This window comes from Pseudomonas sp. R5-89-07, from assembly GCF_003851685.1.
GTDB lineage: Bacteria > Pseudomonadota > Gammaproteobacteria > Pseudomonadales > Pseudomonadaceae > Aquipseudomonas.
The window spans coordinates 528,702-549,897 of sequence record NZ_CP027727.1 but is presented as its reverse complement, the minus strand read 5'-3'; the positions used below and the strand labels follow the sequence as shown (position 1 = coordinate 549,897).

The window sequence follows — 21,196 nt, the reverse complement described above, 5'->3', positions numbered from 1 at the left end:
CATGGCGGGTGGTGTTTTTGTTTAACTCAACTGCGAGGCGAGGTAATCGACCAACGCTGCATGGCTGATCCCCGGCCTGCGCGCGAGCCAGGTGAGCTTGTGCTGCAATGTGCTCGGCGTGAAGGCGGCATGCAGATCGGGACGCTGCTCTTGCAGCCATTGCAGCAGGTTGTCGACAAGTACCTGTGGCGACTGCTCAGCCAGGTGCCTGAACAATGGTTCAGGCACCCGCCACCAGGGCCAGGCTTTCGCGGGTGTCATCGGGCCAGTCGCCACTGTCAGCGGCTGGCCATTGATCAGATAACGCCCAAACACCGGCAACACCGTCCCTGCCTCATCGCCCAAGTGCTGCCACATCGGCTGAAACTGAGCGCCATCCCAGAAGCGTAAAAACACCGCCTGGCCATTGGGCATGAGGACCTGAGTCAAGCTTTGCAGATGGGCCACCACGGCTTCCAAAGCGCTGGACGATACCGCCAGCCAACCCCAATCCGCGGCTTGCACAGTGGTTACCCAATCAAGAAACGCGCTGCCCGGCTCGACGATGCCCACGTAGGGCATCACCTCATCCCAAGCGTGGTAGGCCGTACCGGCCCAGATCGGTTGCGGCGGCGGCCCTGCTTTCATGGCTTGCCAGGCGGCCAGTGGCTTGGCGTCGCTGGTAGTGCCCAGCACCGCAAAGATTCGCTCGTCGGTAAGCAGGGGGAACTGCGCCAGCCAAGTGTGGGGATCCATAGGCGTCTGCATCAGGGAGCGCTCCGTGCATGCTCGACGATACTGCACTGCCCGTCACGGCAGCGTTCGCACTCTTCACAAAAAGGCGCGCGCCGTTTCAGGCTCTCTATCTGCACAGCGCTCAGAGGGAGCGGGATCGCCGTCAGTGCTGCCTCCTTCAAACCCGGCTTCAAGGGCGCCGCCGCAGGGGCTGGCGCCCCGCCAAGCTGGATCGGCACGCTGCTGAAAATACCGCCCGCCGACAGCGTGACCGACTGCCCTCCCGCCTGAATCGTAACGCTGGCCCCCGCGTCGATGACGATGCTTTGTCCAGCCGCCAGTTGAAGCGTGTGACCAGCACGCATGTGCTGCGAACCGCCGACCACCAGATGGTCATCCTGCTTGAGTTCAGTCAGGCGGTTGCCATGGGTGATGCGCTGCTCTTCGCCCAGCAACTCATGGTGCGACTCGCCGCCCACCGTTACCCGGCGCTGGTTATCGACCTGCACCTGCTGGTCGTGTAACACGTGCTGGGTCCAGTCCCGCTGAGCGCGCAGGTAGATTTCCTCGGCACCCTTGCGGTCTTCGATGCGCAGTTCGTTATAGCCTCCGCCACCGGGGCTGCTCTGGCTGCGAAAAAGACTGCGGGTCTTGTCCGCCGGCAGGTCGAGCGGCAAGCGATTTGCCGCATTGGGCAGGCAGCCCATGACCAGCGGCATGTCCATGTCGCCATCGACGAAGCCCACCAGCACTTCCATGCCGACTCGCGGAATCAGTACCGCGCCATAACGGTCATGGGCCCAGCCGCTCGCCACGCGCAGCCAACAGCTGGAATGATCGTTGTGCTCGCCGTCGCGATCCCAGGCCATCTGCACTTTGACACGACCGTATTCGTCGCAATGGACCTCACTGTCGACAGGCCCGGTGACCACCGCGTTCTGGTAGCCGCTAAAGTGCGGCCGGGGCATGACCAGAGGCGTTCGAAACGGCACATCCCAGGGCGTCGCTACAAAGTCGTTGCTATAGCCCGTCGGCAAGTCATCCCCATAGGCGTCAGGCGCAGACTCCTCCAACACCTGCGGCTGCTGCCCGGCATGGTGCAACTGGGTCACCAGCCACAGGTCATTCCACTCCTGGCGCGGATGGCCGGCCATCTTCAGAAGCCGCCCAGTGACCAAGGCCGGCTGGTCACTGATACCGCTGGCTTGACGAAAATCACTGCGGTGCCGCTCCAATACGCGCTGCGCCAGGTGCTTGCCGTGCGCGCGATCGGTAAAGTTTCCAGGATAGCGTTGCTCGTCCAAGGGCAGGCGTTGCCCACTGGAAGCTGTGCTTTCCAATACCAGGCTGGGCTTTTTGAAGTCGTAGGCCCGCAGGTCGACACCGGTGGTACGGGTTTCCAGCCGCAGGATAAAGCGCTTGATCGCAGGCCCCTCGGCCACCATGCCGGAGCCGGCCAGGTAGGGAGTGACCTGGTCCGGCTGGCCAAACACACTCTGGTCATCACCAAACACCAGCAGGTGACGCTCGGGACTGTGCTGAAAGTGATAGTGGATGCCCGATTCAACGCACAAACGCTGGATGAACTGCAGATCGGTTTCATCGAACTGAACACAGTACTCGCGCTCGGGATAGTCGCTGCTGAGGCGAAACACGAAGGTATCACCCTGAATATCCTGAGCCTCCAACACTCGTTCGATGATCTGCGGCACCGTCTTGTTCTGGAAGATCCGTTGGTGCGTGCTGTGCTCCAGATAGGCCAATTGGGGCACAAGGGTGATCTGGTAACGGGTCAGCCGCTTGCCCGAATCGCCTTGCGCGACCCGGTACACCCGACCATGAATGCCGTGCCCTTCAGCGTCAAACCCAAGGAACGCCTGACGGTGCAGTAGGCTGTCCAGGTCCAGATCGGGCTGCTCGCTGACCAACTCAAGGTCAAAGCGAAAGGGCAGGCTGATAAATTCATCGCCCATGAACCCTTGAACCTTCAGATCACAAGGTTCCCCATCCAGGGTCAGGTTAAAGGCACTTTCATTGGCAGGAGCGAACATCCGGTGTTTCTCTGCGAAGGGTGGACGAGCGATTCTGCATCAGCCGTTTGCCGATTCGAGCGCTGCGCCGGCAAATCAGTAAGGTCCTACGTCGGCAGTGCCGAAATCCTCAGATACCCGCAGGGCCGATCTTCTTCATAAAAAAAGGCCCAGCATCCGCAGGACGTGGGCCTTCTTTTCAGGTACCGGGCGATCAACGCCCAGCGCTGTTACTTGTTGAGGTTGTAGTCTTTTTCCGCCGCATCAAAGCGCTCGACCATACCAGCCGTCGGCGCGCCCATCTTGCTGACGAAGTAGATCGCCAGGCTGGCGAAGATGAAGCCTGGGATGATTTCGTACAGGCCCAGCAACTCGAAGTGTTTCCACACGATCACAGTGATCGCGCCAACCAGGATGCCGGCCAGTGCGCCGTTGCGGGTCATGTTTTTCCAGATCACCGAAATCAGCACCACCGGACCGAAAGCGGCACCGAAACCGGCCCAGGCGTAGCTGACCAGGCCCAGTACGCGGTTTTCCGGGTTGGCGGCCATGGCGATGGCGATCAACGCCACCAGCAGCACCATCAGGCGACCGACCCACACCAGCTCAAGCTGGGAGGCGCCCTTGCGCAGGAAAGCCTTGTAGAAGTCTTCGGTCAGGGCGCTGGAGCACACCAGCAACTGGCAGCTCAGGGTGCTCATGACGGCCGCCAGAATGGCCGACAGCAACACGCCGGCAACCCATGGGTTGAACAGGATCTTGGCCAGTTCGATAAACACACGCTCAGGGTTTTCAGTCACTGGGCCTGCCACTTCCGGGTGTGCCGAGAAATAAGCGATGCCGAAGAAGCCCACTGCCACGGTGCCGCCCAGGCACAGGATCATCCAGGTCATGGAGATGCGACGCGCATTGGCAATCGATTTCACCGAATCCGCTGCCATGAAGCGCGCGAGGATGTGCGGCTGGCCGAAGTAACCCAGGCCCCAGCCCATCAGCGAGATAACGCCGATGAAGGTGGTGTTCTTGAGCATGTCGAAGCTGGTCGGGTCCTTGGCTTCGATGGCCAGGAAGGTGGTATCAACGCCACCGGTGGCCAGCAATACGATGATTGGCGTCAGGATCAACGCGAAGATCATCAGCGTGGCTTGTACGGTGTCGGTCCAGCTGACCGCGAGGAAACCGCCGATAAAGGTGTAGGCGATAGTCGCTGCGGCACCGGCCCACAGCGCGGTCTCGTAAGACATGCCGAAGGTGCTTTCGAACAGGCGGGCACCGGCCACGATGCCGGAGGCGCAGTAAATGGTGAAGAACACCAGAATCACCACCGCAGAGATGATTCGCAGCAGCCCGCTTTTATCTTCGAAGCGGCTGGAGAAGTAATCCGGCAGGGTCAGTGCGTCGCCATTGTGTTCGGTCTGCACGCGCAGGCGGCCGGCCACGAACAGCCAGTTGAGGTAGGCACCGACGATCAGGCCGATGGCAATCCAGCTTTCCGACAGGCCAGACATGTAGATGGCGCCCGGCAGGCCCATCAGCAACCAGCCGCTCATATCGGAAGCACCGGCGGACAAAGCCGTCACCACGCTACCGAGGCTGCGACCGCCCAGGATGTAATCGGAAAGGTTGTTGGTGGAGCGATAAGCCATCAGGCCGATCAGCACCATTGCTGCGATGTAGATCACGAACGTGATCAGGGTGGGATTACTAACGCTCATAGAAGTGATGCCCTGGCTTTGTTTTTATGTGGCGACGGTCTGTCAGCCCGTTACCCGTTGATGCTCGGATAAACGAGGCTGCGTGCCGCGCATTTATGACTGGCGTTTCCCCAGGAAAGCCGCCAGCCGATGAACGCACCCGTGAAGGTGGTTGCACCTTGATGCGCGAATGCTATTCAACAAAGCAAATAAGGTGCAACCAGTTTCTTGCGAATAAGTTGCACCCGAGGACATTTCAGGACAAACGCCGAGTTTTTGCTCCTTTTCGGAGCAAAAAATGCCGAACCCAGAATTAAATGCACCAGCTTGAAGCTGATTCCGTTGAAGGCCGGTTTTTTTCCGATCAACCGTCGAAAATTTCCTGAACAAAAGGGTTGCACCCGGTTGCACCTCTTCATGGGCAAAGCTAATCTTGCCGCCAGCAGATGCCACTCGGTAGTGGCACCCATGAGGATAAGAAAATGGCTACGACCACCCTTGGGGTCAAACTCGACGACCCAACCCGCGAGCGCCTGAAGGCCGCCGCGTCCTCCATTGATCGCACGCCGCACTGGCTGATCAAACAGGCGATTTTCAATTACCTGGAGAAACTGGAGGGTGGTGCAACCCTTTCCGAACTCAATGGTTCGGGCAGCAAGGATGCCGACGACGCTGGCGAAGTCCAGAATGACCACGCCCATCAGTGCTTCCTTGAGTTCGCCGAAAGCATCCTGCCGCAATCGGTTCTTCGTGCCTCGATCACCGCCGCTTACCGTCGCCCTGAGCCAGAAGTAGTGCCAATGCTGATCGAGCAGGCTCGCCTGCCGGCAGCGATGGCCGAAGCCACCAACAAGCTGGCCGCTACGATTGCCGAAAAACTGCGCAATCAGAAGAGCGCCGGTGGCCGTGCCGGTATCGTTCAGGGCCTGCTGCAGGAATTTTCACTGTCTTCCCAAGAAGGCGTGGCGCTGATGTGCCTGGCCGAAGCGCTGCTGCGCATCCCGGACAAAGGCACTCGCGATGCGCTGATCCGCGACAAGATCAGCACCGGTAACTGGCAGCCGCACCTGGGCAACAGCCCGTCACTGTTCGTCAATGCCGCCACTTGGGGCCTGCTGCTGACCGGCAAACTGGTCGCCACCCATAACGAAGCAGGCTTGACCTCGTCCCTGAGCCGCATCATCGGCAAAAGCGGCGAACCGATGATCCGCAAGGGCGTCGACATGGCCATGCGCCTGATGGGCGAGCAGTTCGTCACCGGCGAAACCATCGCCGAAGCGCTGGCCAACGCGAGCAAGTTCGAAGCCAAGGGTTTCCGCTATTCCTACGACATGCTCGGGGAAGCCGCACTGACTGAGCACGATGCCCAGAAGTACCTGGCCTCGTACGAACAAGCCATTCACTCCATCGGCAAAGCCTCCCACGGCCGTGGGATCTATGAAGGCCCAGGCATTTCCATCAAACTTTCCGCCCTGCACCCGCGCTACAGCCGCGCCCAGTACGAGCGTGTGATGGACGAGCTGTACCCGCGCCTGCTGTCGCTGACCCTGCTGGCCAAGCAATACGACATCGGCCTGAACATCGATGCCGAAGAAGCCGACCGCCTCGAATTGTCTCTGGACCTGCTCGAGCGCCTGTGTTTCGAGCCGCAACTGACCGGCTGGAACGGTATCGGTTTCGTGATCCAGGCTTACCAGAAGCGTTGCCCTTATGTGATCGACTACGTGATCGACCTGGCACGCCGCAGCCGCCACCGCCTGATGATCCGCCTGGTCAAAGGCGCGTACTGGGACAGCGAAATCAAGCGCGCCCAAGTCGAAGGCCTGGAGGGCTACCCGGTATACACGCGCAAGGTGTACACCGACGTTTCCTACATCGCCTGCGCACGCAAACTGCTGTCGGTGCCGGAAGTCATCTATCCGCAGTTCGCTACGCACAACGCCCACACGCTGTCGGCCATTTATCACATTGCCGGTCAGAACTATTACCCCGGCCAGTACGAGTTCCAATGCCTGCACGGCATGGGTGAACCGCTGTACGAACAGGTGGTGGGCAAGGTTTCCGAAGGCAAGTTGAACCGTCCGTGCCGCGTGTACGCACCGGTCGGCACTCACGAAACCCTGCTGGCGTACTTGGTGCGCCGCCTGCTGGAAAACGGCGCGAACACCTCGTTCGTCAACCGCATTGCCGACCAGTCCATCTCGATTCAGGAGCTGGTGGCCGATCCGGTGGCGAGCATCGAGCAGATGGCCACGGTGGAAGGCGGCTTCGGCCTGCCGCACCCGCGCATCCCGCTGCCGCGTGACCTGTATGGCAGCGACCGCGCCAACTCGGCCGGTATCGACCTGGCCAACGAGCATCGCCTGGCGTCGTTGTCCTGCGCCCTGCTTGCCACCGCTCACAACAACTGGAAAGCCGCGCCGATGCTCGGTTGCGCCTCCAGCGAACAACCGGCTGCCGCAGTGCTGAACCCGTCCGACCTGCGTGATGTGGTCGGTCACGTTCAGGAAGCCACCGTCGAAGACGTCGACAATGCCATCCAGTGCGCCATCAGCGCTGCCCCGATCTGGCAGGCCACCCCGCCCGCCGAACGCGCCGCGATCCTGGAACGCGCCGCCGACCTGATGGAAGGCGAAATCCAGCCACTGATGGGCCTGCTGGCCCGTGAAGCCGGCAAGACTTTCTCCAACGCCATCGCCGAAGTGCGCGAAGCCGTGGATTTCCTGCGCTACTACGCGGTGCAGGCGCGCAACGATTTCACCAACGACGCCCACCGCCCGTTGGGCCCGGTGGTGTGCATCAGCCCATGGAACTTCCCGCTGGCGATCTTCAGCGGCCAGGTCGCTGCGGCACTGGCCGCCGGTAACCCGGTACTGGCCAAGCCTGCCGAACAAACCCCGCTGGTCGCCGCCCAGGCGGTACGCATCCTGCTCGAAGCCGGTATCCCACAGGGCGTGCTGCAATTGCTGCCGGGCCAGGGCGAAAGCGTCGGTGCCCGCCTGGTCGGTGATGAGCGCGTCAAAGGCGTGATGTTCACCGGCTCTACCGAGGTTGCGCGCTTGCTGCAACGCAATGTCGCTGGCCGCCTGGATGCCCAGGGCCGTCCGATTCCGCTGATCGCCGAAACCGGCGGCCAGAACGCGATGATCGTGGATTCCTCGGCGCTCACCGAACAAGTGGTGATTGACGTGGTGTCGTCGGCTTTCGACAGCGCCGGCCAGCGTTGCTCGGCCCTGCGCGTACTGTGCCTGCAGGAAGATTCGGCAGACCGCGTCATCGAAATGCTCAAGGGCGCCATGGCCGAATGTCGCCTGGGCAACCCGGAGCGCCTGTCGGTGGATATCGGCCCGGTGATCGACGCCGAAGCCAAGGCTGGCATCGAGAAACACATCCAGGCCATGCGTGACAAAGGCCGCAACGTTTACCAGGTGGCGATTGCCGACGGCGAAGAGATCAAGCGTGGCACCTTCGTGATGCCTACCCTGATCGAGCTGGAAAGCTTCGACGAGCTGCAACGTGAAATCTTCGGCCCGGTGCTGCACGTGGTGCGTTACAAGCGCAAAGAGATCGACCAGCTCATCGGCCAGATCAATGCCTCCGGCTACGGCCTGACCCTGGGCGTGCACACCCGCATCGACGAGACCATCGCCAAGGTGATCGACAACGTCAATGCCGGTAACGTCTACGTCAACCGTAACATCGTGGGTGCCGTGGTCGGCGTGCAGCCGTTCGGCGGCGAAGGCCTGTCGGGTACAGGCCCGAAAGCGGGTGGCCCGCTGTACCTGTACCGCCTGCTGTCGACTCGTCCTACCGATGCGATCGAGCAATCCTTCGTACGTGGCGACGCATTGACAGCACCTGACCTGCGCCTGCGCGACGCCATGAGCCAACCGCTGACCGCCCTGAAAACCTGGGCCGACAGCCAAAAGTTCAGCGAACTGAGCGCCCTGTGCACGCAATTCGCTGCACAGTCGCAAAGCGGTATCACTCGCCAACTGGCCGGCCCGACCGGCGAGCGCAACAGCTACGCCATCCTGCCCCGCGAGCACGTGCTGTGCCTGGCGGAAGTAGAAGGCGATCTGCTGACTCAGTTGGCTGCGGTATTGGCAGTAGGCGGTTCGGCGGTATGGCCGGAAACCGACCTGACTAAAGCCTTGTTCCCACGCCTGCCGAAGGATATTCAGGCGAAGATCAAGCGTGTGGCCGACTGGGCCAAGGACGAGGTGGTGTTCGACGCAGTGCTGCATCACGGCGACTCCGACCAATTGCGTGCGGTATGCAAGCAAGTGGCGCAGCGCGGCGGTGCGATTGTTGGGGTGCATGGTTTGTCCCAGGGTGAGACATCCATTGCCTTGGAACGGTTGGTGATCGAGCGTGCATTGAGCGTTAACACCGCCGCGGCCGGCGGTAACGCCAGCCTGATGACCATCGGCTAACAAACGCAGTTCAACCATGTGGGAGGGGGCTTGCCCCCGATAGCGGTGAATCAGGCAACTTATCTTTGGCTGACACACTGCTATCGGGGGCGAGCCCCCTCCCACATTTGATTGCATTTCAATTCCCCTTCTTGTGTTCTGGCCCTCCATCACCCAGATCAATCTTGCTATCCACCCTCCATTCGCGCACTTAGACTCGGGCCAATTCCTTCAAAGGTAAGCCGCCATGTCCGAGACGCTGCTCAGTTCCCGCAATCTGGCTTTCGAGCTATATGAAGTCCTCGATGCCGAGGGCCTGACCCAGCGCGAGCGGTTTGCCGAGCACAACCGCGAAACCTTCGACGCCGCCATCAGTACAGCGCGCAGCATCGCGGAAAAATATTTCGCGCCTCATAACCGCAAGAACGATGAAAACGAACCGCGCTACGAAGACGGCAAGGCGATCCTGATTCCGGAAGTGAAACCGGCGGTGGATGCCTTCCTGGAAGCCGGTTTCCTGAATGCTGCCCGCAGCTTCGAAGCCGGTGGCATGCAGTTGCCGACCCTGCTATCCCAAGCCTGCTTCGCTCATTTCCAATCTGCCAATGCGGCCTCTACGTCTTATCCGTTCCTGACCATGGGCGCCGCCAACCTGATAGAAAGCTTTGGCACCGAGGAGCAGAAACAGCGCTTCCTGCAACCGATGATCGAAGGCCGCTTCTTCGGCACCATGGCCTTGACCGAGCCCCACGCCGGCTCGTCCCTGTCGGATATTCGTACCCGTGCAGAGCCTGCAGCTGACGGCACCTACCGGCTGAAGGGCAACAAGATCTTCATTTCCGGCGGCGACCACCCGCTGTCGGAAAACATCGTGCACATGGTGCTGGCCAAGCTGCCCGACGCGCCGGCCGGGGTGAAGGGCATTTCGCTGTTTATCGTACCCAAATTCCTGGTCAACGATGACGGCAGCCTGGGTGAGCGCAACGACGTGCTGCTGGCCGGGCTGTTTCACAAGATGGGCTGGCGCGGCACTACCTCCACAGCGCTTAACTTTGGCGATAACGGCCACTGTGTCGGCTATCTGGTGGGCCAACCGCACCAGGGCCTGAGCTGCATGTTCCAGATGATGAACGAAGCGCGGATTGGCGTCGGCATGGGCGCGGTGATGCTCGGTTATGCGGGTTACCTCTATTCGCTGGAGTACGCCCGCGAACGTCCGCAAGGCCGCCTGCCGGACAGCAAGGACCCGAGTACCGCGCCGGTGTCGATCATCCAGCACGCCGACATCAAGCGCATGCTGCTCACGCAAAAAGCCTACGTGGAAGGTGCCTTCGACCTCGGCCTGTACGCCGCTCGCCTGTTCGACGACACCACCACATTGCCCGGCGAAACCGAACGCAAACAGGCCCATGAGCTGCTGGATTTGCTGACCCCTATCGTCAAATCCTGGCCGTCGGAGTTCTGCCTCAAGGCCAACGAGCTGGCGATCCAGATTCTCGGCGGGCATGGCTACACCCGCGAATACCCGGTGGAGCAGTACTACCGCGACAACCGCCTGAATCCGATCCACGAAGGCACACATGGCATCCAGTCCCTGGATCTGCTCGGACGCAAGCTGGCGCAGAACGGCGGTGCCGGGCTCAAGCAGTTGATTCGACTGATCGCCGAGACAGGCGCTCGAGCCCAGCACTACTCGTCACTCACTGCATTAAGGGAGCCGCTGGAGCAACTGGTTGATCGCCTGCAAGGCGTCACCCTCGGCCTGCTGGGCGATCTCGCCCAGGGCAAGGTCAACAGCAGCCTGGCGAACTCGGCGCTGTACCTGAAAGTGTTTGGGCACACGGTAATTGGCTGGCGCTGGCTGGAACAGGCGATTCGCGCCGAAGAAGGGCTGGCCAAGGGCAATGCGGCCGATGTGGCCTTCTATAAGGGCAAGCTCCAGGCCGCCCGGTACTTCCTGACCTGGGAAGTACCAAGCTGCCATCATGAACTGGCGATTCTGGAGGCACGCGACGATACGTGCCTGGGGATGCAGGAGGCGTGGTTCTAAGGCTGGATAGCCTTGGAAATCACCTCGACCGTGGCGCTGACTTGCTCTTGGTAACGGTCGAGTTCCTGTTGGTGAGCCTGCTGCATTTCGATCTGCTCGGCGCACAGGTTCAGCGCGGCCAATACCAATAGTTTGTCACCGATGAGGGTCGGGTATTTTTTCTTGGTAGTCGCCAGGGAGGCCTTGAGCATGGTCACGGCGTGCATCAGGGTCTGGTCTTCCCCGGCTGGCGCCTTGATCGAGTAATCCTCTCCGAGAATCGAAACGACCTTTATCCCTTCACTCATGCGCCGACAGGCCCTGCGCTCACACGCTCAACCAGTGCCTGGATGCGAGCAGCGGTGGCGCCGTGCTTTTCTTCCTGCTCCATCAGGTTCAGTTGCAGGCTGTCGTTTTCGTCCTTGGCCTGGGCCAGCTGCGCCTTGAGGGATTCGTTGCTGCCCAGCAGGTCTTGATTCTGTTGTACCAGGTCGCTGACCAGTTGTTCCAATTGGCTGAGGGATGCTTCTAACATTTTGATTTCTCTTGCTTTTAAAAGGGCGGTGACGATAAAGAAAATTCACCTCGGATGCCAGGGTTATCCCCGGCGCGCAGCCCGATTCTTATGGGCCGGGCCGCACTTTCGAGCCTTAGTGACTGCAATTACCCGATCTGGTTCCTGAATCAATCCAACCCCTGGTCAGATGCGACAAAAGCGCGCGCCCCCTTAAGACTTTAGTCGCATGGCCGATACGCGATGCACACCCCGTCTCATGGCCGCACGGATCGCGCTTCCCCCAGGATTCCAGCATGTCTCTTCGTAATATGAATATCGCCCCGAGGGCCTTCCTCGGCTTCGCGTTTATTGGCGCCCTGATGCTGCTTCTCGGCGTGTTCGCCCTGAACCAGATGAGCAAGATCCGCGCTGCCACTGAAGACATCACCCTGTCCAGCGTGCCCAGCATCCGTGCCCTCGACGAATTCACCCAGCTGACCCTGCGCCTGCGCGTGTTGTCGTACCGCTTGCTCACCAATCGCGAGCCGGACGTACAGCAAAAGACCCTCGAAGCCTTCGATGTGCGCAACCAGCAGATTCGCACCGCGCAGGGCGTCTACGAGAAGTTGATCGAGAGCAGCGAAGAGCGCTCGACCTACAATGAATACGTGCGGTTACTGGCTCAATATCATCAGATTGAAGAGCGCATGAAGAGCCTGTCACGGGCCAACCAGGTCGACGAACTGCGCGGCCTGCTCAACACCGAGCTGCTGAACAACTCCGAGCAGGTCAATGCGGTGCTCAACCGCCTGCTGGAAATCAACAACACCATGGCCCTGGCCACCAACCAGCAGGCCGAAGACCAGTACAACCTGGCCTTTGACCTGGTCGTAGGCTTGCTGGTGATCGCCACCGCGCTGACCCTGCTGTTCGCCTGGCTGCTGACCCGCAGCATCACCGTGCCGATTTCCCAGGCACTGGAAGCAGCCGAAGAAGTGGCCGAAGGCAACCTCTCGCGCCCGATCAAAGTAGACGGCAACGATGAAGCCGGCCGCCTGCTTGCCGCCATGGCCAAGATGCAGGACAAACTGCGCGACACCCTGCAGCGCATCGCCGGCTCCGCCACGCAACTGGCCTCGGCCGCCGAAGAGCTCAACGCCGTGACCGACGAAAGCGCCCGCGGCCTGACCCAGCAGAACAACGAGATCGAACAAGCCGCCACTGCCGTCAATGAGATGACCAGCGCGGTCGAGGAAGTCGCACGCAATGCAGTGAGCACCTCCGAAGCTTCGCGCAACGCCACCACCTCCGCCGGCGACGGCCGTGACCTGGTGCAGGAAACCGTCAGCGCTATCGAGCGCATGAGCGGCGACGTGCAAGCCACCGCCACCCTGATCGGTGAGTTGGCCAATGAATCACGCGATATCGGCAAAGTGCTGGACGTGATCCGTGGCCTGGCCGACCAGACCAACCTGCTGGCCCTCAACGCGGCCATCGAAGCGGCGCGGGCCGGAGAGGCCGGGCGTGGCTTTGCCGTGGTGGCCGACGAAGTGCGGGCGTTGGCCCATCGCACCCAGCAATCCACCAGCGAGATCGAGCGCATGATCGGCAGCATCCAGGCCGGCACCGAGCATGCGGTGGATTCGATGCGCAACAGCACCGAGCGCGCCGAATCGACGCTGAACATCGCCAAGGGCGCAGGGATGTCGCTGGACACCATCAACACGGCGATCATCGAGATCAACGAGCGCAACCTGGTGATCGCCAGCGCGGCGGAAGAACAGGCGCAGGTGGCGCGGGAAGTCGACCGTAACCTGGTGAATATCCGTGACCTGTCGGTGCAATCGGCCACAGGCGCCGGCCAGACCAGCGCGGCGAGCAGCGAGTTGTCGCGCCTGGCGGTGGACCTCAACGGGATGGTAGGACGCTTCCGCCTCTAGAAAATGTGTGAGGGGGCTTGCCCTGATGCCAGTCAGGCTTTTTGTAGGAGCGAGCTTGCTCGCGAAGAACCCAGGCCCACCGCGTTTAGCCAGAATGAACGCGCTGCCTGGGCGTTTTTCGCGAGCAAGCTCGCTCCTACAATAAACATCGTTCGCTTAACTGAATTGCATTAGGGCTTGCCCGTGATGGCGGTGGGTCAGTCATAAATAAGCTGACAGATCCACCGCTATCGGGGGCAAGCCCCCTCCCACATTTGGAGCCAGGTGGAAACCTTCATAATGGGATTCCCCCCACAAAAGCTTTTTGACAGGGTAGCAATTCAACAGGTTAGAATCCCTGGCACGCAGACTGCATGGTCAGTTTGCGCCCTGTCTTTCCTGCTCTGGAGTACTGCCTTTGAATGCGACGACCATCAACAGCCTGTTCTTGATCGGCGCGTTGCTGGTGAGTGCGAGCATTCTGGTGAGTTCTCTTTCCTCGCGCCTGGGCATTCCGATCCTGGTGATCATCCTGGCCGTGGGTATGATCGCCGGCGTCGATGGCGGCGGCATCATCTTCGACAACTACCCGACCGCCTACCTGGTGGGCAACCTGGCACTGGCGGTGATTCTGCTCGACGGCGGGTTGCGCACGCGGGTGGCGAGTTTTCGCGTGGCACTCTGGCCGGCCTTGTCCCTGGCCACGGTGGGGGTGTTGATCACCACCGGCCTCACCGGCATGGCCGCGGCCTGGCTATTTGACCTTAATATCATCCAAGGCTTGCTGATCGGTGCGATTGTCGGCTCCACGGACGCCGCGGCGGTGTTCTCACTGCTGGGCGGCAAGGGCCTGAACGAACGGGTCAGCGCCAGCCTGGAAATCGAATCGGGCAGCAACGACCCGATGGCGGTGTTCCTCACCGTGACCCTGATCGACATGCTCGCCAGCGGCCAGACCGGCCTGCATTGGAGCCTGCTGACCCACTTGATCCGCGAATTCGGCATCGGCGGCCTGGTCGGCCTCGGCGGCGGCTGGTTGATGCTGCAGATGGTCAACCGTATCAACCTGGCGACTGGGCTGTACCCGATCCTGGTGATCGCCGGCGGCCTGTTCGTGTTCGCACTGACCAACGCCTTGCACGGCAGCGGCTTTCTCGCCGTGTACCTGTGCGGCCTGGTGATCGGCAACCGTCCGGTGCGCAGCCGCCATGGCATTCTGCATATGCTCGACGGCATGGCCTGGCTGGCGCAGATCGGCATGTTCCTGGTGCTGGGCCTGTTGGTTACGCCCCATGATTTGCTGCCGATTGCCCTGCCCGCATTGGGCCTGGCGCTGTGGATGATCCTGTTTGCGCGGCCGCTGTCGGTGATGATTGGCCTGCTGCCCTTCAAAGCGTTCCACGGCCGCGAAAAAACCTTTATCGCCTGGGTCGGTCTGCGCGGCGCGGTGCCGATCATTCTCGCGGTGTTCCCGCTGATGGCCGGCCTGCCCCACGCCCAGCTGTACTTCAACCTGGCGTTCTTTATCGTGCTGGTGTCGCTGCTGGTGCAGGGCACCAGCCTGCCGTGGGTGGCCAAGTTGCTCAAAGTCACGGTACCGCCGGACCCGGCGCCGATTTCCCGCGCCGCCCTGGAAGTGCACGTCACCAGCGAGTGGGAGCTGTTCGTCTATCGTCTGGGCGCGGAGAAATGGTGCATCGGCGCCGCCCTGCGCGAGTTGAAAATGCCTGAAGGCACGCGGATCGCAGCGCTGTTCCGTGGCCAGCAACTGCTCCATCCGTCGGGTAGTACGGTGCTGGAAGTCGACGATCTGCTTTGCGTCATCGGCCATGAACACAACCTGCCGGCGCTCGGCAAACTGTTCAGCCAGGCACCGCAACGCGGCCTCGACCTGCGCTTCTTCGGCGACTTCGTACTCGAAGGCGACGCCCAGCTGGGCGCGGTGTCGGCCCTGTACGGGCTCAAGCTCGAGGGTATCGACCCGGACATGCCACTGAGCCGCTTCATCACCCAGAAAGTCGGCGGCGCGCCGGTGGTGGGCGACCAGGTGGAGTGGAACAACACCATCTGGACCGTCGCGGTCATGGACGGGAACAAGATTGGCAAAGTCGGCGTCAGATTCCCCGAAGGAAGTCGCCCGGGCCCCGGACTCTTCCTCTAAACTGCGGGGCGACAACGCCCCGATTCTTCATCCAGCTCAACCGGTCTCTATGCCAACCCTGCGCACTTTTCTCGCCACTGCCCTGCTGGGCCTGACCCTTTGTGTCGGCACCGTTCACGCCGCCGACCCGCCCAGCGCCGACGCTGTCCAGCAAACCCTGGACAAGCTGCCCGACCGCAAGCTGCCCGACGCCGACATGAAGGCGTTGCAGGGCATCCTGCAACAGACCCTGACGTACCTGGATAACAAGCAGGACTACGAGCAGCGCCTGGCAGATTTGAAACGCCAGCTGGACGATGCGCCGCGCCAGACGACAGAGAACCAGCGCGAGCTGACCCGGCTCAAGGCCACCAAAATCGTCCCGGTGGCCCAACGCTACGCCAGCCTGCCCGTGCCGCAGCTTGAACAATTGCTGGTGCAACGCACCACCCAGCAAGGCGACTTGCAAAAAGAGCTGGCCGACGCCAATAGCCTGACCATCGCTGCCCAAACCCGTCCCGAGCGCGCGCAGACCGAAATCAGCAGCAGCCAGACGCGCATCCAGCAGATCAATGCCACCCTCAAGGCCGGCAAAGACAACGGCAAAGCCCTCAGCGGCGACCAGCGCAACCAGCTCAACGCCGAACTTGCCGCCCTCAATGCACTGATCCCCCTGCGCCGTCAGGAACTGGCCGGCAACAGCCAGCTGCAGGACCTGGGCAACAGCCAGCACGACCTTATCCAGGAAAAAACCGCGCGCCTGGAGCAGGAAATCCAGGACCTGCAAACCCTGATCAACCAGAAACGCCTGGCCCAGTCCCGGCAAACGGTGACCCAACAGTCCATCGAGGCGCAGAAAGCCGGCGGCAGCAGCCTGCTGGCCACGGAAAGCGCGGCCAACCTGAAGCTCTCCGACTACCTGCTCAAGAGCACCGACCGCCTTAACGACCTGACCCAGAAAAACCTGCAGACCAAGCAGCAGCTGGACACCGTCACCCAAAGCGATTCGGCGCTGGACGAGCAGATCAACGTGCTCAAGGGCAGCCTGCTGCTGTCCAAGATCCTCTACAAACAGAAACAGGCGCTGCCACGCCTGACCGTCGACCGAGACCTGGCCGACGACATCGCCAACATTCGCCTGTACCAGTTCGAGGTCAACCAGCAACGCGAGCTGATCAGCTCCCCCAGCGCGTATGTGGATAACCTGCTGGCCAACCAGCCGCCGGACGATGTCACCCCGCAATTGCGCCGCACCCTGCTGGAACTGGCAATCACCCGCAGCGACCTGCTGGAGCGCCTGAGCCGTGAATTGAGCGCACTGCTCAACGAATCCATCACCCTGCAACTGAACCAGAAACAACTGCTCAGCACCGCCACCACCCTGCGCGCCACGCTCGATGAGCAGATGTTCTGGATCCCGAGCAACAAGCCGCTGGACACCGAATGGCTGGAAACCGTACCGGCGCACTTGAGCAAGCAAATCACCACCCTGCCCTGGGCTTCCAGCGTCAGCGAACTGTATGACGGCCTGACCCAGCGCCCATTGCTGTTCCTGCCGCTGCTGCTGTTGATCGGTGCGCTGTTGTGGCGGCGCAAGGCGCTGTATCAGCGCCTTAATAAAGTCCACCTGGACATCGGTCACTTCAAGCGCGACAGCCAGTGGCACACGCCGCAGGCGATCCTGATCAACATCCTGCTGGCGATGCCGGTATCCCTGGGCCTGGCGCTGTGCGGCTATGCGCTGCAGATCGACGCCCGTGGGCAAAACGCCAACCTGGGTTCGGCCCTGCTGCAGATCGCCCAGGCGTGGCTGGTGTTCTACACCGCTTACCGCATCCTGGCGCCCGGCGGCGTGGCCGAGCTGCACTTTCGCTGGGAAAAACCCCAGGTCGAATTCCTGCAGGGCTGGGTACGCAAGCTCGGCCTGGTGGTACTGGCGCTGGTGGCGGTGGTGGCCATCGCCGAACACCAGCCGGCGGCACTCGCCGAAGACGTGCTGGGCATCGCCGTGGTACTCACCTGCTACGCCCTGATGGCGTGGTTGCTCAGCCGCCTGCTGCTGAACAGCCCCACCCATGAAAAAGCCTCGCTGTTTCGCAAGGCCGTGGGCCTGTTGTTCACCGCCCTGCCCATTGCGCTGTTTATCGCGGTTTGCTTCGGCTACTACTACACCGCGCTCAAGCTCAGCGACCGCTTGATCAACACCCTGTACCTGCTGATGTTCTGGCTGGTGATCGAAGCCACCTTCGTACGCTGGCTGAGCGTCGCCGCCCGACGCCTGGCCTATGCCCGCGCCCTGGCCAAGCGCCAGGCCGCCAAGGAAGCCGGTGACGGCGAAGCGGTGGTTGAAGAGCCGACCCTGGACATCGAAAAGGTCAATGAACAGTCCCTGCGCCTGATCCGCCTGGCCTTGCTCGGCGGCTTCATTGCAGCCCTTTACTGGGTATGGTCGGACCTGATCTCGGTATTTTCCTACCTGGATAATGTCACGCTGTACGAATACACCAGCGGTACCGGTGCGAACATCAGCATGGTGCCTATCAGCATCGGCGACTTGCTCGGCGCGCTGATCATCATTGGTATCACCTTCGCCCTGGCGCGCAACCTGCCAGGCTTACTCGAAGTGCTGGTGCTGTCCAAACTGGAGCTCGCACAAGGCAGCGCCTATGCCACCACGACGTTGCTGTCGTATGTGATCGCCGGTGTGGGTTTTGTCTCGACGCTGTCTACCCTCGGCGTCAGCTGGGACAAGTTGCAGTGGCTGGTGGCGGCGTTGTCGGTGGGCCTGGGCTTTGGCATGCAGGAGATCTTCGCCAACTTCATCTCCGGCATCATGATCCTGTTCGAGCGCCCGGTGCGCATCGGCGACACCATCACCATCGGCAATCTGTCGGGCACGGTGAGCAAGATCCGCATCCGCGCCACCACCATCACCGACTTCGACCGCAAGGACATCATTGTCCCGAACAAGACGTTCATCACCGGGCAACTGATCAACTGGTCGCTGACCGACACCATCACCCGGGTCACCCTGAAACTGGGGGTGGACTACGGCTCCGACCTGGATCTGGTGAGGGAACTGTTGCTCAAAGCCGCCAGGGAAAACCCACGGGTATTGAAAGAACCGGAACCCCACGTGTACTTCCTCAACTTCGGCGAAAGCACCCTCGACCATGAGCTGCGCATGCATGTGCGCGACCTGGGCGACCGCAACCCGGTGCTGGACGAGGTCAATCGCTACATCAACCGTGAGTTCAAGAAGCAGCACATCAACATCTCGTTCCGGCAGATGGAGGTGTACCTGAAGAACATGCACGGCCAGGAATACAAATTGGTGCCAGTGGAAGACGAGCGCAAGACCCTCGTCGCGCCCGAGCAGGATACCCCCGAGCCGCCCGCCGGAAAGGTCGAAGACGCGCCTGAACCACCGCCGAGCAAACTCGACTAACGAACTCAGCCCCAGCAAAATGCTGGGGCATCCTGCTGGAGATCGCCGGTGAAAGCCCTCGACGAACTGACCTTCGACAACCGCTTCGCACGCCTGGGCGATGCGTTCTCAACCCATGTGCTGCCCGAGCCCCTCGACGAGCCGCGCCTGGTGGTGGCGAGCAATGCCGCCATGGCCCTGCTCGACCTCGACCCGGCCGTGGCCGAAACACCGGTGTTTGCCGAACTGTTCGGCGGGCACAAGCTGTGGGCCGAAGCGCAGCCGCGGGCGATGGTCTATTCCGGGCATCAGTTCGGCGGCTACACACCGCAATTGGGGGATGGCCGAGGGTTGTTGCTGGGCGAGGTGTATAACCAGGCGGGCGAGCATTGGGACCTGCACCTCAAGGGCGCCGGCATGACGCCCTACTCGCGGATGGGCGACGGGCGTGCGGTATTGCGCTCCTCGATCCGTGAGTTTCTCGCTTCAGAAGCGCTGCATGCCCTGGGCATACCCAGCAGCCGCGCTTTGTGCGTGATCGGCTCCAGCACGCCGGTGTGGCGCGAGAAGCAGGAACGCGGGGCGATGGTGCTGCGCCTGGCACCCAGCCATATCCGCTTCGGACATTTCGAATATTTCTACTACACCAAGAAACCCGAGCAGCAGGCCGAGCTGGCTGAACACGTGTTGAACCTGCACTACCCCGAGTGCCGCGAGCAACCGGAACCCTACCTGGCGATGTTCCGCGAAATCGTCGAGCGCAATGCTGAAATGATCGCCAAATGGCAGGCCTATGGCTTCTGTCATGGCGTGATGAACACCGACAACATGTCGATCCTGGGCATCACCTTCGACTTCGGGCCGTTTGCGTTTCTGGATGACTTCGATGCGCACTTCATCTGCAATCATTCCGACCACGAGGGGCGTTATTCCTTCAGCAACCAGGTACCGATCGGGCAGTGGAACCTCAGCGCCCTGGCCCAGGCGCTCACGCCATTCATCAGCGTTGATGCGCTCAAAGAAGCCCTCGGCCTGTACCTGCCGCTGTATCAAGCCCACTACCTGGACCTGATGCGTCGCCGGCTGGGCCTGACCACGGCCGAAGACGAGGACCAGCAGCTAGTGGAACGACTGCTCAAGCTGATGCAAAACAGCGGCGTGGACTACACGCTGTTCTTCCGACGCCTCGGCGATGAGCCGGCAGCGTTGGCGGTTACCCGGTTGCGCGATGACTTTGTCGACATGGCCGGCTTCGACACCTGGGCCGAACGGTACACGGCGCGGGTCTTGCGCGACGGTGATTACAGCGAAGAACAGCGCCGTGCGCGAATGCATGCCGTGAACCCGCTGTACATCCTGCGCAATTACCTCGCACAAAACGCCATCGCCGCCGCCGAGCAAGGCGACTACAGCGAAGTGCGACGACTGCATGAAGTGCTGAGCAGGCCGTTCGAGGAACAAGCGGGTATGGAGCAGTACGCGCAACGGCCGCCGGATTGGGGCAAGCATCTGGAGATCAGTTGTTCGTCTTGAGCGCTTAGATAAAGGTCTCCACAGACACCCCGAAACGCTCGGCCAGCCAACGAATCTGGCGCACGTTGAGCTGGCGTTTTCCGCTCAATATCTCCGAGACGACTGACTGCGCCCCAACCCCCGGAAGGTCGCTCTGGGTGAGATTGTGCTCGCGCATCATGTAGCGCAGCACATCGACCCCGCTGGCGACGGGCATAGGGCGATGCTCACGATCATAAGCTTCAATCCAGTCGCTCAGAATGTCGACCAGGCTCATCAGTGGACTGTCCTCGTCTTCACCCACCAGGCTCAACAACTCATCCAAACCACATACCAGTGCGTCGTAGTCCGCCTCGTTTTCCGGCTTGCGCAGCACAGGCGAAACGAATTGCCAGTGCTCTGCCGCCACTCGCATAAGTGCGCTCATCTGATTTTTTCCTTCCATTTGTCCTTCTCATAATCGCGATGGTCAAGCAGGTGCTTGATGTAAACGCGCTGCATTCGATACTGCACCGACGCAATCAACCTCAGCTTGTTACCGCCAATATCAAACACATGAAATTCACCTACCTTATCCGTGGCGGGAAACATGGCTTTCATTGCAGCGAAGTCCTTGGGAGCGTTGCGTTTGATCACGCGATACCACTGATCCAAAGCTGTTGCCGAGCGCGGCCATTTTCCCTTTGCTTCCCAGATCCTGCTTTCACTGATGACTCGCATGCAACGTCCTTATCGCATCTTGCTATGAAGGTTAAACCTGAATTCGAACTATCGCAATTTGCTATAGCCGCAAACAGACCGGTGGCGCACACGAAATAGC

Annotated in this window: 13 protein-coding genes and 1 pseudogene; 7 read left to right on the top strand and 7 right to left on the bottom strand. The window is 61.1% G+C overall.

Features of this window, described 5'->3' with window-relative positions; translation table 11 throughout:
- Window positions 1–21 precede the first annotated feature (21 nt).
- The 3 genes from C4J94_RS02355 to putP all read right to left on the bottom strand — a co-directional run bounded on the left by C4J94_RS02355 (window position 22) and on the right by putP (window position 4,459).
- A complete protein-coding gene (locus C4J94_RS02355; RefSeq protein WP_124384805.1) occupies window positions 22–747 on the bottom strand; it encodes a DUF4123 domain-containing protein in 726 nt (241 codons plus the stop codon).
- Entirely contained in the window at window positions 747–2,765 is a 2,019-nt protein-coding gene (tssI, locus tag C4J94_RS02350; RefSeq protein ID WP_124384804.1) for a type VI secretion system tip protein TssI/VgrG, read from the bottom strand. Before tssI ends, C4J94_RS02355 begins: the two co-directional genes overlap by 1 nt.
- 209 nt (window positions 2,766–2,974) lie before the next feature.
- On the bottom strand, window positions 2,975–4,459 hold the full coding sequence (gene putP, locus C4J94_RS02345) for a sodium/proline symporter PutP (RefSeq protein ID WP_124384803.1): 1,485 nt from the start codon (window positions 4,457–4,459) through the stop codon (window positions 2,975–2,977).
- 461 nt (window positions 4,460–4,920) lie between these two features.
- Between putP and putA the strand changes: the two genes are divergently transcribed.
- On the top strand, window positions 4,921–8,874 hold the full coding sequence (gene putA / locus C4J94_RS02335; protein ID WP_124384802.1) for a trifunctional transcriptional regulator/proline dehydrogenase/L-glutamate gamma-semialdehyde dehydrogenase: 3,954 nt from the start codon (window positions 4,921–4,923) through the stop codon (window positions 8,872–8,874).
- Window positions 8,875–9,100: 226 nt separating this feature from the next.
- Window positions 9,101–10,903 (top strand): acyl-CoA dehydrogenase, encoded by a 1,803-nt coding sequence (locus C4J94_RS02330; protein ID WP_124384801.1) that lies wholly within the window; start codon window positions 9,101–9,103, stop codon window positions 10,901–10,903.
- Here C4J94_RS02330 and C4J94_RS02325 read toward each other — a convergent pair.
- Window positions 10,900–11,190 (bottom strand): cell division protein ZapA, encoded by a 291-nt coding sequence (locus C4J94_RS02325; protein WP_124384800.1) that lies wholly within the window; start codon window positions 11,188–11,190, stop codon window positions 10,900–10,902. The two genes, C4J94_RS02330 and C4J94_RS02325, sit on opposite strands and share 4 nt — an antisense overlap.
- Complete coding sequence (locus C4J94_RS02320) at window positions 11,187–11,417, bottom strand: hypothetical protein (RefSeq protein WP_124384799.1); 231 nt, start codon at window positions 11,415–11,417, stop codon at window positions 11,187–11,189. Before C4J94_RS02320 ends, C4J94_RS02325 begins: the two co-directional genes overlap by 4 nt.
- A gap of 275 nt (window positions 11,418–11,692) precedes the next feature.
- Here C4J94_RS02320 and C4J94_RS28050 point away from each other — a divergent pair.
- From C4J94_RS28050 to selO, 5 genes and pseudogenes are all read left to right on the top strand, one after another.
- Window positions 11,693–12,463: pseudogene (locus C4J94_RS28050) on the top strand (MCP four helix bundle domain-containing protein); the annotation flags it as partial.
- Window positions 12,446–13,318: a methyl-accepting chemotaxis protein gene (locus C4J94_RS28045; RefSeq protein WP_372240889.1), complete on the top strand. Its 873-nt coding sequence runs from the start codon at window positions 12,446–12,448 to the stop codon at window positions 13,316–13,318. The pseudogene C4J94_RS28050 and the gene C4J94_RS28045, both read left to right, overlap by 18 nt.
- A gap of 397 nt (window positions 13,319–13,715) precedes the next feature.
- Window positions 13,716–15,458, top strand: a complete 1,743-nt coding sequence (locus C4J94_RS02310; protein WP_124384797.1) for a potassium/proton antiporter — start codon at window positions 13,716–13,718, stop codon at window positions 15,456–15,458.
- A 49-nt stretch (window positions 15,459–15,507) separates the two neighbouring features.
- On the top strand, window positions 15,508–18,885 hold the full coding sequence (mscK, locus tag C4J94_RS02305; RefSeq protein WP_124384796.1) for a mechanosensitive channel MscK: 3,378 nt from the start codon (window positions 15,508–15,510) through the stop codon (window positions 18,883–18,885).
- Window positions 18,886–18,933: 48 nt separating this feature from the next.
- Window positions 18,934–20,397 (top strand): protein adenylyltransferase SelO, encoded by a 1,464-nt coding sequence (gene selO / locus C4J94_RS02300; protein ID WP_124384795.1) that lies wholly within the window; start codon window positions 18,934–18,936, stop codon window positions 20,395–20,397.
- A 4-nt stretch (window positions 20,398–20,401) separates the two neighbouring features.
- Here selO and C4J94_RS02295 read toward each other — a convergent pair whose 3' ends face one another.
- Together C4J94_RS02295 and C4J94_RS02290 are read right to left on the bottom strand one after the other, a co-directional pair.
- Window positions 20,402–20,803 (bottom strand): type II toxin-antitoxin system HigA family antitoxin, encoded by a 402-nt coding sequence (locus C4J94_RS02295; protein ID WP_034125602.1) that lies wholly within the window; start codon window positions 20,801–20,803, stop codon window positions 20,402–20,404.
- Window positions 20,800–21,096: a type II toxin-antitoxin system HigB family toxin gene (locus C4J94_RS02290; RefSeq protein ID WP_043047206.1), complete on the bottom strand. Its 297-nt coding sequence runs from the start codon at window positions 21,094–21,096 to the stop codon at window positions 20,800–20,802. Before C4J94_RS02290 ends, C4J94_RS02295 begins: the two co-directional genes overlap by 4 nt.
- Between the last annotated feature and the right edge of the window lie 100 nt (window positions 21,097–21,196).

Excerpts from the sequence above, each read along its gene's own strand:
- C4J94_RS02355 (WP_124384805.1), bottom strand. The coding sequence starts at position 747 with ATGCAGACGCCTATGGATCCCCACACTTGGCTGGCGCAGTTCCCCCTG.
- tssI (WP_124384804.1), bottom strand. The coding sequence starts at position 2,765 with ATGTTCGCTCCTGCCAATGAAAGTGCCTTTAACCTGACCCTGGATGGG.
- putP (WP_124384803.1), bottom strand. The coding sequence starts at position 4,459 with ATGAGCGTTAGTAATCCCACCCTGATCACGTTCGTGATCTACATCGCA.
- putA (WP_124384802.1), top strand. The coding sequence starts at position 4,921 with ATGGCTACGACCACCCTTGGGGTCAAACTCGACGACCCAACCCGCGAG.
- C4J94_RS02330 (WP_124384801.1), top strand. The coding sequence starts at position 9,101 with ATGTCCGAGACGCTGCTCAGTTCCCGCAATCTGGCTTTCGAGCTATAT.
- C4J94_RS02325 (WP_124384800.1), bottom strand. The coding sequence starts at position 11,190 with ATGAGTGAAGGGATAAAGGTCGTTTCGATTCTCGGAGAGGATTACTCG.
- C4J94_RS02320 (WP_124384799.1), bottom strand. The coding sequence starts at position 11,417 with ATGTTAGAAGCATCCCTCAGCCAATTGGAACAACTGGTCAGCGACCTG.
- C4J94_RS28045 (WP_372240889.1), top strand. The coding sequence starts at position 12,446 with ATGGCCAAGATGCAGGACAAACTGCGCGACACCCTGCAGCGCATCGCC.
- mscK (WP_124384796.1), top strand. The coding sequence starts at position 15,508 with ATGCCAACCCTGCGCACTTTTCTCGCCACTGCCCTGCTGGGCCTGACC.
- C4J94_RS02295 (WP_034125602.1), bottom strand. The coding sequence starts at position 20,803 with ATGAGCGCACTTATGCGAGTGGCGGCAGAGCACTGGCAATTCGTTTCG.
- C4J94_RS02290 (WP_043047206.1), bottom strand. The coding sequence starts at position 21,096 with ATGCGAGTCATCAGTGAAAGCAGGATCTGGGAAGCAAAGGGAAAATGG.